Origin of the sequence: Nonomuraea sp. JJY05 (assembly GCF_043496855.1) — a bacterium.
In the GTDB taxonomy this organism is placed as follows: Bacteria; Actinomycetota; Actinomycetes; order Streptosporangiales; family Streptosporangiaceae; genus Nonomuraea.
Genome location: NZ_JBIEIS010000015.1, coordinates 112,928 through 125,948, shown reverse-complemented (window position 1 = coordinate 125,948; position 13,021 = coordinate 112,928). Strand labels below are relative to the sequence as shown.

Annotated in this window: 12 protein-coding genes; 3 read left to right on the top strand and 9 right to left on the bottom strand. The window is 70.6% G+C overall.

The genetic code is table 11. The annotated features are described in order from the left end of the window. Positions 1-72 precede the first annotated feature (72 nt). The 3 genes from ACFKCF_RS24825 to ACFKCF_RS24815 are packed head-to-tail and all read right to left on the bottom strand — an operon-like array spanning position 73 to position 2,052. On the bottom strand, positions 73-249 hold the full coding sequence (locus ACFKCF_RS24825) for a hypothetical protein (protein ID WP_394497102.1): 177 nt from the start codon (positions 247-249) through the stop codon (positions 73-75). A 49-nt stretch (positions 250-298) separates the two neighbouring features. After that, positions 299-1,111 carry an ABC transporter permease gene (locus ACFKCF_RS24820; RefSeq protein WP_394497101.1) on the bottom strand — a complete coding sequence of 271 codons (813 nt, stop codon included), beginning with the start codon at positions 1,109-1,111 and terminating at the stop codon, positions 299-301. Beyond that, positions 1,108-2,052 carry an ATP-binding cassette domain-containing protein gene (locus ACFKCF_RS24815; protein WP_394497100.1) on the bottom strand — a complete coding sequence of 315 codons (945 nt, stop codon included), beginning with the start codon at positions 2,050-2,052 and terminating at the stop codon, positions 1,108-1,110. Before ACFKCF_RS24815 ends, ACFKCF_RS24820 begins: the two co-directional genes overlap by 4 nt. Positions 2,053-2,137: 85 nt before the next feature. On the opposite strand from ACFKCF_RS24815, the gene ACFKCF_RS24810 reads away from it, so the two are divergent. Continuing rightward, positions 2,138-2,896 carry a TetR/AcrR family transcriptional regulator gene (locus ACFKCF_RS24810; RefSeq protein WP_394497098.1) on the top strand — a complete coding sequence of 253 codons (759 nt, stop codon included), beginning with the start codon at positions 2,138-2,140 and terminating at the stop codon, positions 2,894-2,896. Between the two features lie 659 nt (positions 2,897-3,555). Here the strand turns inward: ACFKCF_RS24810 and ACFKCF_RS24805 are convergent. The 5 genes from ACFKCF_RS24805 to ACFKCF_RS24785 all read right to left on the bottom strand — a co-directional run bounded on the left by ACFKCF_RS24805 (position 3,556) and on the right by ACFKCF_RS24785 (position 8,784). Continuing rightward, on the bottom strand, positions 3,556-4,824 hold the full coding sequence (locus ACFKCF_RS24805) for an RNA polymerase sigma factor (protein ID WP_394497097.1): 1,269 nt from the start codon (positions 4,822-4,824) through the stop codon (positions 3,556-3,558). Continuing rightward, positions 4,821-5,183 (bottom strand): YciI family protein, encoded by a 363-nt coding sequence (locus ACFKCF_RS24800; protein ID WP_394497095.1) that lies wholly within the window; start codon positions 5,181-5,183, stop codon positions 4,821-4,823. The genes ACFKCF_RS24805 and ACFKCF_RS24800 overlap by 4 nt, the downstream gene beginning before the upstream one ends. Positions 5,184-5,279: 96 nt before the next feature. Beyond that, positions 5,280-6,140 carry a helix-turn-helix transcriptional regulator gene (locus tag ACFKCF_RS24795; RefSeq protein WP_394497093.1) on the bottom strand — a complete coding sequence of 287 codons (861 nt, stop codon included), beginning with the start codon at positions 6,138-6,140 and terminating at the stop codon, positions 5,280-5,282. A gap of 1,432 nt (positions 6,141-7,572) precedes the next feature. Beyond that, entirely contained in the window at positions 7,573-8,625 is a 1,053-nt protein-coding gene (locus ACFKCF_RS24790) for a protein kinase family protein (RefSeq protein WP_394497092.1), read from the bottom strand. A gap of 33 nt (positions 8,626-8,658) precedes the next feature. Beyond that, positions 8,659-8,784 (bottom strand): hypothetical protein, encoded by a 126-nt coding sequence (locus tag ACFKCF_RS24785; RefSeq protein ID WP_394497090.1) that lies wholly within the window; start codon positions 8,782-8,784, stop codon positions 8,659-8,661. A 193-nt stretch (positions 8,785-8,977) separates the two neighbouring features. Here ACFKCF_RS24785 and ACFKCF_RS24780 point away from each other — a divergent pair, with 193 nt between their 5' ends. Next, positions 8,978-9,973, top strand: coding sequence for an aldo/keto reductase (locus ACFKCF_RS24780; protein WP_394497088.1), 996 nt, complete (start codon positions 8,978-8,980; stop codon positions 9,971-9,973). 1 nt (position 9,974) lies between these two features. Here the strand turns inward: ACFKCF_RS24780 and ACFKCF_RS24775 are convergent, their stop codons facing one another. After that, positions 9,975-11,414 carry an AAA family ATPase gene (locus ACFKCF_RS24775; RefSeq protein WP_394497086.1) on the bottom strand — a complete coding sequence of 480 codons (1,440 nt, stop codon included), beginning with the start codon at positions 11,412-11,414 and terminating at the stop codon, positions 9,975-9,977. A gap of 328 nt (positions 11,415-11,742) precedes the next feature. Between ACFKCF_RS24775 and ACFKCF_RS24770 the strand changes: the two genes are divergently transcribed. After that, on the top strand, positions 11,743-12,951 hold the full coding sequence (locus ACFKCF_RS24770) for a cytochrome P450 (protein ID WP_394497085.1): 1,209 nt from the start codon (positions 11,743-11,745) through the stop codon (positions 12,949-12,951). The last annotated feature ends 70 nt before the right edge of the window (positions 12,952-13,021 follow it).

The window sequence follows — 13,021 nt, the reverse complement described above, 5'->3', positions numbered from 1 at the left end:
AACAACCCGCACACAACGTTACGCCAGAACCCGCCGGCCGCTGACGTGGACGCAGTGGCGCGCCGAGCGCGGTCAGCAGCGCGGTGTAGAAGCGGGCCACTCGGCGGCGGGCAGCCGGGCTACCGGCCGGACACTGTCATGCAGGTGGGACAGATCCTCTTCCGGCCCCGGCTCCAGTTCCACCTCCCGGCCGTCCTCGGCAGCCCAGTCCAGGATCTGCCGCACCTCTTCGCGGATGCTTTGCGCCACTCTGATGCCCTTCGGAGGAGAGCCCGCGGTCTGCAGATGCCTGGAGCGTTCAGCGTCCTCGGCGCGTGTAGGCGCGGAGTGACAGCGGGACGAAGATCACCAGCAGCGCGGCCGACCAGAGCAGGACGGCGGTCACCGGATGCGCGAGTGGCCAGGCCACGTTTCCGGACGGGGCGCCCGGGTTGCCGAACAGCTCTCGTGAGGCGGCGGTGAGCGCGCTCACCGGGTTCCAGTCGGCCAGGAAGCGCAGCCAGCCCGGCATGCCGCCGGTCGGGACGAACGCGTTCGACAGCATCGTGAACGGCAGGCCCAGCGGCACCATCGCGTCGGCGACCTGGTCGTTCTTCACCGCCAGGCCCACATAGACGCCCACCCAGCTCAGCGCGTACCGCAGCACGATCATCAGCAGGAACGCCTGGGCCGTGGGAATCAGGCCGCGGTGCGGCTGCCAGCCCACCAGCAGGCCCGTGCCCACCATGATGGCCAGCATCAGCAGGCCGGTCAGCAGGTCGGCGCCGGTCTGCCCGAACGGCACCGCCAAGCGCGCCATCGGCATGGAGCGGAACCGGTCCATCACACCGCGGGAGGCGTCGGTGGCCATCCGCGTCATGACCCCCAACCACGCGGAGAAGGTCACCATCGCGAACAGGCCGGGCATGAGGTACTCGCGGTAGTCGCCGCCGTCCGGCACCTGGATCGCGCTGCCGAAGACGTACCCGAACAGCACCACCATGACGGCCGGGAAGATCAGCGCCGCGACGAGTTCGCCCGGAGCGTGTCGCAGTCGTCCCAGCTCGCGGCCGACCAGGGTCAGCCCGTCGGTGAACGTCCAGCGCAGGCGGCCACTCATGAGCTCGGTCATCGGACACGCTCCTTCTGGTCGGTGAGGCGCAGGAACACCTCGTCGAGGGTGGGGCGGCGCAGCCGCACGTCGGCCGCGGCGACCCCGGCGCGGTCGAGCTCGCGCACGATGTCGGCGAGCCGGAAGCCGCCCCCCGGCAGGGCGACGCTGAGCCGGTCGGCGCCGGTCATCGTGGGATCGGTCCTGGCCAGGGCTTTCAGCACGGTCGCCGCCGGACGCAGCGCGGCGGGGTCTTCCAGGACGACGTCGAGGCGGTCGCCGATCATGGCCTTCAGCTCGTCGGGTGTGCCCGTGGCGATCACCTGTCCGTGGTCGACGACGGCGATGTCGTCGGCCAGCTGGTCGGCCTCGTCCAGGTACTGCGTGGTGAGCAGCACCGTGGTGCCGTCCGCCACCAGCTCGCGGACGTTGTCCCAGATCTCGCCGCGGCTGCGCGGATCCAGGCCGGTGGTCGGCTCGTCCAGGAAGAGCACCTCGGGGCGCAGGATGAGGCTGGTGATCAGGTCGAGGCGGCGCCGCATGCCGCCGGAGTAGCCGGTGACCTGCCGATCTGCGGCGTCCATCAGGCCGAAGCGTTCGAGCAGCTCGTCGGCCCGCCGGTGCGCCTCGCGCCGGGACAGGTGGGACAGGCGCCCGAACATGCGCAGGTTGCCACGGCCGGTGAGCTTCTCGTCCACGGCGGCGTACTGGCCCGCGAGCCCGATCCTGGCGCGCACCTTGCCGGCCTCGCGGACGACGTCGTATCCGGCGATGCGGGCGTGCCCGGCATCGGGATCGGACAAGGTCGCCAGGACGCGCACCGCGGTCGTCTTCCCGGCGCCGTTGGGCCCCAGCACGCCGCAGACGGTTCCTCTCGGCACGCTCAGGTCCAGCCCCCGCAGCGCATGGGTGTCGCCGAAGGACTTGTGCAGCCCTTCGGCGACCACGATCGGATCAGGCATGACCCCTCCACTGGGTACGTTGTACGCGGTTACGGCGGTCACGCTAAACCACTGGGTACTATGTACGCAACAAGGAGGTGGAACGGTGACGGACGCCGAGTACGTGAACATCTGGATGCGGCCCGAGCGCCCCGCCCGCGGGCCGAAGCCGGCCTACAGCCGCGCGCAGATCACCGAGGCGGCCGTCCGGATCGCCGACGCCGAGGGGCTGGAGGCCGCCACCATGCGGCGGATCGCCGCCGAGATCGGCGCCGGCGCGATGTCCCTCTACCGGTACGTCCCGAGCCGCGACAACCTGGTCGAGCTCATGACCGACCAGCTGATGGGCGAGATCGACGTCACGGGCATGCCCTCGGGCGACTGGCGCGCCGACCTGACCCGCTATGCCGACGGGCTGCGGGCCATGTGGCTGAGGCACCCGTGGATCGCCACCGTGCAACGGTCACTCCCCAGCTTCGGCCCCAACCAGCTGCTCTTGATCGAACGGCTGATGGGAGTGCTCGACGCCTTCGTGCCCATCGACGAGAACCTCGGCTTCGTGGCCATGCTGAACAGCTACATCGAGGGCACCGTCCGCGAGCAGATCGGCTCGGCCGGGGAAGTCCGCCGCAGCGGGCTCAGCGAGTCGGAGTGGATGGCGCGGAGCGGCCCGTACGTCGACCAGCTGGTGAAGAGCGGGGAATATCCGATCTTCACCAAGATCGTGATGGAGGCGCGCCAGCCGCACCTGAGCCGCGACGACCAGTTCCGGCACGGGCTCCAGCGCGTCCTCGACTGCATCGCCACGGCCCTCCCGTCAACGGCCGAGTCTCGACCCTCCGAGAGGGCACCAAGGGCGAAATAGACCTACAAACATGCCCAAATTCCCACCGAAAAGGCACGGCGGCGGCCGGGGTGGCCGCCTGCCCTGCTCGCGCCGGCCCCGACCGCCGCCTGCTGCGTGTCTGCGACCCGTTCCGGCCGCACCGAGCCGGACATGCGGGCCTTGAGCGTCGGCCGGATGGCGGCATGAGCACAGCAACCAAGATCGAGTGAACCGAGACCACCTGGAATCCGACGACCGGGTGTGACCGGATCCCGCCGGGCTGCGACCACTGTTAGGCGTTGACGCTCGCCAAGCGGCTGGGAGGCGATGGGGCACCTCAAGTACCAGCGTGACGGAGCCCCGCGGACCAGCGGCCCCGGGTTCGGGGTCAGCGTGGTATGAGGACGCTCTGGTCGAGCCGTTGCGGAGGGGGAGTTCAAAGGGCCTCCGTCGGCGTGCCGCTGGGCGTAGCCTGGTGCCGCCTGATCCGGTTCGTGGTCACATGCGGGCGCGTGTTCGGCCCAACGGCGCTTTAGGTCGCCACCCGCACGGCGGCCGGTGTCGGCTGGTTGGGGCGGTGCGGGTCCTGGACTAGGACTGGCGGGCGAGGGCAGGGCGCCGATCTGGACCGTCGAGGAGGACACGGACAGGGTGCCTGTGCCCGATGCGGACCGGCGAGACGGGCGAGAGCGTGGTGCCTATGGTCGATGTGGACCGGCGAGGCGTTCGGACAGGAACTCGCGCTCGGCGTCGTTTGCGGTCAACTCCAGCGCCTGTCGGTAGGCGATCGAGGCCTCCTCCCAGCGGCCCAGCCGATGCAGCAGATCCGCCTTGATCGCCGGCAGGTACTGGTATCTTTCGAGCCGGCCGTCCTTCTCCAACCTCGCGACCTCTTCCAGCGCCCGCGCCGGCCCGGAGACCATCGACAGCGCCACCGTACGGTTCAACGCCACCACCGGTGACGGCCACACCGACAGCAGTTCGTCGTACAGGGTCACGATCTGCGGCCAGTCGGTCTGGTCGTAGGACGGTGCCTCGGCGTAGAGGGAGGCGATCGCGGCCTGCAGGACATAGCGGCCCGGTCGCCCGCCGCGCAGCCCGTCCACGATCAGGTCGTGCGCCTCGGACATCGCCGAACGGTCCCAGAGCGATCGATCCTGGTCCTCCAGCCGCAGCAAGCGACCGTCGGCATCGACCCGGGTGGCGCGCCGGGCATCGGTGACCAGCAGCAGAGCGAGCAGCCCCCGCACCTCCCGCTCGTCGGGCATCAGCTCCCGCAGCATCCGGGCCAGCCGCAACGACTGGTCCACCAGGTCCGTACGCACCAGCGACGCGCCGGACGGCGCGGTATGCCCGGCGGTGAACAGCAGATGGATCACGCCGAGCACCGCGCGCAGCCGATCAGGCAGCTCAGCCTGTTCCGGCAGCCGGAAGGGGATCCGCGTGGCCGAGATCTTCTTCTTCGCCCGGGTCATCCGGGCAGCCATCGTCGGCTCCGACACCAGAAGCGCCCGGGCGACATCGGCGGTCGTCACCCCGCACACCAGCCGCAGCGTGAGTGCCAGCTGCGCCTCCTGCGCCAACGCCGGGTGGCAGCACATGAAGATCAGTCTCAGCCGCTCGTCCGGCACCACGTCCCCCGGCTCGACGGCGGCCGGTTCGTCGATGGCCACCTCGTCCTCCGTCTCCCCGGGCTCCACCAGCAGCGGGAGTTTCGAGCGGAACCTCTGCTCGCGCCGCACCGAGTCCATCGCGCGGCGCCTGGCCGCGGTGATGAGCCACGCCTCCGGGTGGTTCGGGATCCCATCGCGGAACCAGCTCGCCAGGGCCGCGGCATACGCCTCCTGTACGCACTCCTCGGCCAGGTCCAGGTCGCGCGCGACGCGCGCCGTCGCGGCGAGCACCAGGGCCCACCCGCGACGGTGCGCGTCCGCGACCGCCGATTGGACGTCTGCCGGAGACGTCATGCCGTAGCGGGCCGATCCGCGACGAAGCCGCCTTCGACGGGCCGCACCTCGACCCCGCCGCCCTGCTGGGTGGCGGGATTGGTGCGAGCGATCTTCAGAGCGGCGTCCAGGTCGGGCGCCTCGATGATGGCGAATCCCGCGATGACCTCCTTGGCATCGACGAACGGGCCGTCCGTCACCACGTCGCCGCGGATCGAGGTCGCCGTGTCGGCGGCGGGCTGCAGCGCGAATGCCGCGACCAGCGCGCCGGACTTCACCATGTCCTCGAAGTTCCGGTCATGGGCCTCCCGTGCTCCGGGAACGACCTCGGCCTCGTCGACGTGGGACTTCGCGTAGATGAGGATCGCGTACTGAGCCATGGTGACCGTCCTTCCGGGTGCATGTTCTGGCTTACACCCTTATGTCGAACGATCGGCCCGGATTCGACAGCCCTCTGCGAAATCTTGTCGGCCGCTTCACCGTACGGGCGAGTCCGTCTTGCTCGTGGGGAACTCTTCGACGCCGAGCACCCTCAGCAGCTCCAGCCGCTCGCGGGTCTCGGCGTCCGCCGGAGTGAGCACCAGCAGCTGCTGCCCCTGGTCGGGGGTGACCAGGGTCTCGCAGTCCATCGTCAGCCTGCCCACTCGCGGGTGGAGCATGGTCTTGCGGTCGGCGCGCCGGACCGCCACCTCGTGCTCGGCCCAGAACCGCCGGAAGTCGGCGCTCGCGGCCTGCAACCGGTCGACGAGCCCGGCGACCGTGGGGTCGCCGGACCGGCGGCCGGCGACCGCGCGCAGGTCGGCCACATGCTGACGGGCCCGATGCTCCTGATCCTCGGGCGGGCAAACGGCGCGGGCGGCGGGGTCGGTGAACCAGCGGTACACGATGTAGCGCCGGTCGCCGGAGAAGCCGGTGTGCTCGCCCGACAGCAGGACGGACGCCCGGTTCTGGGCGAGGACCTCGCCGAGGTCCGACAGCACCAGGGCCGGGGTGTCGCCGAGCAGGTCGAGCATGCGCATCAGACCGGCGCGGGCCAGGCGGGCCACCCCGTCGGCGGGCGGGGGCCGGTGGCCGGCCAGGTGGAACAGGTGGTCGCGCTCGTCGTCGGACAAGCGCAACGCCCGGGCCAGCGCGCCGAGCAGCTGGGCCGAGGGCTGACTGCTGCGGCCCTGCTCAAGGCGTACGACATAGTCCACCGACATGCCGGCGAGCATCGCCACCTCTTCCCGGCGCAGGCCGACGGTGCGGCGGCGAGGGCCGTCGGCGAGGCCCACCTCGGCCGGACGGATCGCCTCGCGGCGGCGGCGCAGGAAGTCGGCGAGCTGGTCACGTTGCATGGCTTCATACTGCCTGGCGGCCGGAGAGCCGAGCCAGGGAGCGGCTCTCCCATGATGAGTCGTTCACAGTCGTGCCGAATTTGCAGAGCTGTCAGAACCCCTCGTTCTACCTGGGGTAACGCCAGTCCGCCGGGGCTCGACGTATGCCACTGCGTGCCAGTCGTGGTCTGCGAGTGCCGCCGTGTGCGCAACGTTCTTGCCCTCCGGATCCGCCTCTCAGGCAAGCATCGCGCGGTGACGGCGGCGGCCCACGTGGGCCGCCCACGACAGCCCCGGCGCGGCACACCGGACGGTGCCGCGCCTGTGGGGGCGGGCCCGCACGCACAGTTGTACGCTGCACGTCCCTCAGGCGGCACTCCGCGCATCACCCGGCGGCGGGACCACCGTTGTGTCGGACCTGCCTGACCTCGTCAGCCAGCCGTCGCGGGCCGCTCATCGCCGCCGCGGTGCCGCGAGACGTGCGCCGGGCCGGCTCGCAGCAGGAGTGGCTGCGAACCCTGAAGGAAGCCCCCAAAACTCCGCTGCGATGGCTACGCCAACCTGACGCCGATCGCGAAGCTGATCGCGTGGGCGGCGGACTGGTCCACAATGTGCTCCCGGCCGACGATCACGCGGCTGGTCGAGGTAACCGGCCTGTCGCAGGCGACCGTGCCGCAGTGGGTGCGCTGGCTGCGCGTCCAGGGCTGGCTTGGTCCGGTCGAGGAGGGCTCGACCTGCCGGTTCCGGCAGGGGACGGTGCTGCCGGACTTTCCGGGGTTGTCGATTGGCGCGCGTATGACAAGCTGGGCTGCAACCGTCCCCCAGGTGCCTGAGCAGGATGGCGTTGTATGCGGCCCATAGTCCCAGGCAGACGCTGACACCGGCCGGGCGCGCGACCTGAGCGGCCGCCGGGGCGGCGCCCGTGGTGGCCGAGGCCGGTGAGATGGTGGTCGCCATAGCCGCCGCTAGCACGGTCGCCGTCGCCAGGGCTCGCGTCGAAAACTTCCGGGACTTTCGTGCTGTCTGCATCGAGTCTCCCTATGAGTTCGCCAGAGCGATTGCAGTCAGACTCACAAAGCGCAGTCGCCGTCACCAGGACATGCGCCGGTCATTTCCCGGCCTTTCATGCTGTCTGCGTCCCTTGCTGTCGCTTCCCCTTGGGCAGCGGGCACGGCGAATCAGCGCTGATCGTCCCTCGCAGGCAGGCAGACAGGCAGGCATGACGTCGGGCGGGCGTCTGCGAGGTCGGTCAGGGCCTGCTGTTCGGCGGAGTCAATGGATAGCTCCCAGCGGATCTTGAGCGTGGTCCACTCGGCGGCATACCGGCGGCGCGCTGGCTCGTACGGCGGCTGCCGGGTGGAGAAAACCTGATCGGCCTCGCAGACGAGGGCCCGACAGGCACCTCACCATGGTGGAGCGTTCTTCCCGATCGGTGCAAGCGGTGGGTGACCCTTCAATCGAGCGGCAGGGCGTGCCGTCCGGCAACCTGGCGGATCTCCTCCAGCGGGTACGGCGTCTTCCTGCTCTCACTCTGCAGCCCGTGGTAGAAGTCGTTCAGCACGGTGGCCAGCGGGCTGTGCCGCGACAGCAGGGCCGCGACCCCGCCGGGCACGCCGGCCGGCTGCTCTCCCGCCGCCCATCCCCGCACCAGTTCGCGACGCCGCGGCCAGTCAGCGCCGTGGAAGGCGCCGGCCAGCCAGTTAACCAGGAACGTCAGCGTGTAGGTGCGGTCGAAGGTGAGGTGCCGGCGATAGAAGGCCTGTTCCTCCTCCGACAGGTCGAACCGGGTCGACACGGCCAGCCCGAAGTCGGTCAGGTAGAAGCGGTGCCCGTCGGTGAGGATGTTCTCGAAATGCGCGTCGAAGTGCAGCAGGCCGCCCGCGTTCATGAAGGCCACGGCCTCGCGCAGCCCCTGGTCCACCAGGGCGCAGGCGCGGTCGGCGTCGCCCGCGCGCACCCGCTCGTCCAGCCACTGGCGCAGGTTGCAGGGAAAGTACTCCAGGAAGAGCGTCAGGCTCGCCGGAGCCCCTGCCAGTGCCTCGATGCGGCGGCGCACGCCGGGCGCGCCCTCCCAGAAGGTGACCGCCCGATCGATGTCGGCCAGCCCTGCGTACAGCGGGGCGGGCTCGGCGTCGGGCAGCACTCGCCAGTGATAGAGCACCGGGAAGCCGGGAAATCGGCCGGTCAGCACCCACTCGGTGGTCATCGTGTGCGCGGCCAGCTCGCGCCAGGCGCCGAAGCCGGGCGAACCGATGCCGTAATGGCAGAAGGGCGGCAACCCGAACAGGTCGGCCGTCGAGTGCGGATGGCGCAGTTCGGGCTCGGTGAGGGGCACGCGTTTGACGAAGACCGAGGTGCCGCCGACCTCGAGCCGCGCGGACGCTCCGCCGATGCCGGTGCCGAGGGGCACGGCCGCGCGCTCCAGCAGCTCGGCCAGTTGCCGGTCGTCGTAGCGGGCCAGGGCCGTGGAAACGTCACGGTGGGTGGTCAGCCGCGTGTCCGTCATCGTGATCACTTTACCGGCCGATGACGGCCGCTCTTACCTGGCGGCCACCCGGCCGCACTGCTTGCCGAGCTCGGCGAGCTGGTCGTCGACCTCTTGGCGGTCCTTCGCCCCGAGGCGTTGACCCTCCTGACCGCTGCGCGCCGGGCCCTGGAAGGCCACATCGTGTGGCCATGCTGCTGACGATCTACGCCAAGTGCATCGACGGCGGGCCCGACGTCGCCGGCCGACGCATTGCAGGTCACAGCACCCTCCGGATGCCAGGGAGCGGCTCTCCCATGATGAACGCTCCGCTTCCGCCCGTCCCGGCTCGGGCGCAAGGTTGGGGACGACATCGAGAACGAGGGAGAACGTGATGCAGAGTCGAACCCTGGGCCGCACCGGACCGGCCGTTTCCGCGCTGGGCCTGGGCGCGATGGGCATGTCGGGTGCTTACGGCGCGGCCGACCGCGCGGAGAGCATCGCCACCGTGCGCGCCGCGCTGGAGAGCGGTGTCACGCTGATCGACACCGGCGACTTCTACGCCATGGGCCACAACGAGCTGCTGCTCGCCGAGGCGCTGCGCGACAGGGATCGCGACAGCTACAGGCTGAGCGTCAAGTTCGGCATGCTGCGGGGGCCGGGCCACGAGTTCGGCGGGCATGACAGCCGTCCCGAGGCGGTGAAGAACTTCCTGGCCTACTCGCTGACCCGGTTGGGCACCGACCACATCGACATCTACCGTCCCGCCCGGCTGGACCCGGCGGTGCCGATCGAGGAGACGGTGGGCGCGATCAAGGAGATGATCGACGCCGGATACGTACGGCACATCGGCCTGTCGGAGGTCGACGCGGCGACGATCCGGCGGGCGCACGCCGTGCACCCGATCGCCGACCTGCAGATCGAGTACTCGCTGATCTCCCGCGCGGTGGAGGCGGACGTTCTGCCCACGCTGCGGGAGCTCGGCATCGGCCTGACCGCGTACGGCGTCCTCGGCCGCGGCCTCATCTCCGGGCACTGGACCGCCGGTCACACCGCCGGCCCCGGCGACAACCGCGGCTTCAGCCCGCGCTTCTCCAGCGGGAACGTGGAACACAACCTCGCCCTGGTGGACGCTCTCCGCCGGGTCGCCGAGGCGAAGGGGTGCACGGTCGCCCAGTTGGCCATCGCCTGGGTGGCCGCGCAGGGAGAGGACATCGTGCCGCTGGCCGGCGCTCGCACGCGCGAGCGGCTGGCCGAGGCGCTGCCCGCGATGGAGCTGGACCTCACCGCGGACGACCTCGCCGAAATCGAGAAGGCGGTGCCGCCGGGCGCGGCCCGCGGCGACCGGTACCCGCCCGTGTTCATGTCCGACCTCGGCGTGGGCAACTGAGTCACGAGCAGCTGGGCGGCTCCAACCGGGCGGCCGTTCGCTCGGCCTTCGGCTGCGCCGCCGTCTCCTGGGAGCCGAGGAGCGCGCGGGTGAGTGCCTGGCCGTCGCCCGCCATCGCCTGCAGCGCCGTGTCGAAATGATCATCGGTGAGCGCCCGCTCATCGGAGCGCAACGCGACCAGGATGACCCGGCGCAGCAGTTCTTTGATGAACGACGCCGTGACGCCCTCAGTGGCGGCGACCACCTTGGTGGTGTCGGCGACGATGGGCCGGTTGCGGGCGTACAGGCGGACAAGGCGCTCACGGGCCGCGGCGTCAGGCGGCGGCACCTCCACCGCGAGGTCCACCCGGCCGGGCCTCTGCACCAGGGCCTTTTCCAGGGTCTCCACCCGGTTGGTGGTCAGGACGAACGTCACGTCCACGTCGCCGTTGATCCCGTCCATGGCGTCCAGCAGGGAGAACAGCAGCGGGCTGGTCTCGTGGTGGCTGCGGTCCTCGGCGATCAGGTCGACGTCCTCGACGACCACGATGGACGGTTGCAGCTTGCGCGCCACCGCCACCGCGTAGTCGATCTTGCGCATGGCGGGCCCGGTCATCAGCACCGCCGTGTGCTCGCGCAGCCGTCCGATGAGGTAGCGCGTGGTGTGGGTCTTGCCGGTGCCCGGCGGTCCGTACAGCAGCAGGCCCCGGCGCAGGTGCTGGCCGGCCTCGGTGAGGAGGTCGGCGTGCTCGGCGATGCCCACGACGTGCTCCTCGATGGCCTCCAGCCGCCCTTTCGGCAGGACCACCTCCTCGGGATCCAGCTCGGGGCGGGGCAGGAAGGTGAGCAACTCGTTCTCCCTGTGCTCGCTGAACCCGAAGCTGAGCACCTGGCCGCGGAACGGGTCGTTGTCCTGCTTGAGCCGGTTCACCTCGTCGCGTACGGTGGTCGCCGCGTCCCGCCGGGGCGCCAGGACGGTCAGCAGGCTGTGGCCGTCGAAGTCGTCCTTGCTGCTCAGCCCGATGATCACCGGGGTGCCGTCGGGCGCGGCCGTGGCGACCAGGCCGAGCTGCACGACCTCGATCGTGGTGTCGGGCCCGATCGGGGCCGTGCCGTAGTCGGGGCGGCCGAGCATGCGGCTGCCCTCACGCATCGCCGCGAGCAGCATGTTGATGATGCTCTCCCAGCGCCGCTCGCCGCCCACGATGCCGAACCACTGCGCGCCGTGGGAATGCGCGTCCAGGTAGAGGTCGGCGGCGGTCTGCAGCGCGGCGTGCTCGTAGAGCCGGTACTTCTCCTCCACGACGACCACGTCGCCGAGTGGACAGCCGAGGTGCTGGGTCACCTTGGCGACCAGCGGAGAGGTGGCGTTGGCCTCGCCGATCCGCTCGGCCACCACGGTGTAGACCTGCCGCAGGCTCTCGGCGAGCGCTCGAGCGTCGGTGAGTTCGATGTCGGTCACACCGTCCATCATCGCGACCAAGGCGGACGAATGCGCCCGAATAAATCGCCGGGACCGGCGGATGGCCAGGGGGTTCGGCGGCGGCCGTCGGCGAGGGTCTCGCCGCCGCGGGCTGAACGCGACCGCCCTGAGCCAGGTCGGCAGAGGTTCCGGCGGCGATCAGGCCTGCTGAGGGGTCGTGTCAGCGGCCGTGTCAGCACGACGACGGCCTGATATCAGGGCGGTCGGCGATCGTGGACACCATGAACGGCTCAGCCATGGCGGCCTCGGGGCTGCGCGAGGCACCCGAAGCCAAGACCGTGCTCAAGGGCTGACGAGAGGAATGACCATGGAACACACCATCACCGCGATGCCGACCGCGCGTCAGGCCGGCTGTCCCTTTGACCCGCCCAAGGAGCTGATCCAGGCCCGCGAGAGCAGCCCGATCAGCCGCTTGCCCTTCCCCGACGGGCACCAGGGCTGGCTGGTCACCGGCTACGACCTGACCCGGGCGGTCCTGGCCGACCGCCGGTTCAGCTCACGCAAAGAGCTCATGCGCCACCACCCGCTGATCGACTACAGCGAATACGGCGACATCGAGCTCCCTCCGGCCCCGCCCGGCGAGTTCCTCCTCATGGACGAGCCGCGGCACAGCCGCTATCGCAAACCGCTGGTGGGCAAGTTCACCGTCCGGCGGATGCGGCTGCTCACCGAGCGCGTCGAGCAGGTCACCGCCGAGCACCTGGACGCCATGGAGAAGGCCGGACCGTCGGCGGACCTGGTGACCGCGTTCGCCAAGCCCATCCCCGCCGTCATCATCTGTGAGCTGCTGGGCGTGCCCTACGAGGACCGGAACTCCTTCCAGGACAACATCGACAAGTTCCTCGGCGGAGAGGTCAGTGACGAGGAGCTGATCGCCGCCTACACCGCCACCCAGACCTACCTCGCGCAGCTGGTGGCCGCCAAGCGCGCCAACCCCACCGACGACGTGCTCAGCGACCTCATGGACAGCGATCTGACCGACGAGGAGCTGCAGGGGATGGCCCTGATCCTGCTGTCGGCCGGGTTCGACACCACCGCGAACATGCTGGCGCTGGGCACCTTCGCGCTGCTGCAGAACCCGGAGCAGCCGGCCGCGCTGCGCGCCGATCCCGCGCTCGCCGAACCGGCCGTGGAGGAGCTGCTGCGGTATCTGAGCGTCGCCAAGCAGTTCGCGAGGGTCGCGCTGGAGGACGTCGAGCTGGGCGGCCAGACCATCGAGGCCGGCTCGACGCTCATCCTCTCGCTCGCCACCGCCAACCGCGACCCCGAGCGCTTCCCGGACCCGCACAAGCTCGACGTACGCCGGCAGGACGGCGGCCACCTGGCCTTCAGCCATGGCATCCACCAGTGCCTGGGCCAGCAGCTGGCCCGCGTCGAGCTGCGCGTCGCGCTCCCCGCGCTGCTCAACCGCTTCCCCACGCTGCGCCTGGCCGTACCGGCTGAGGAGGTCAGCCTGCGCCCGGAGACCGCCGACATCTACGGCGTCAAGAGCCTCCCGGTCACCTGGGACGTGTGACCGCCGGCCGGTGACGGAGGAGGGCGCGTACAGGCGCCCCCCGCTCGCCGGCGACACCGTGCCGTACGAT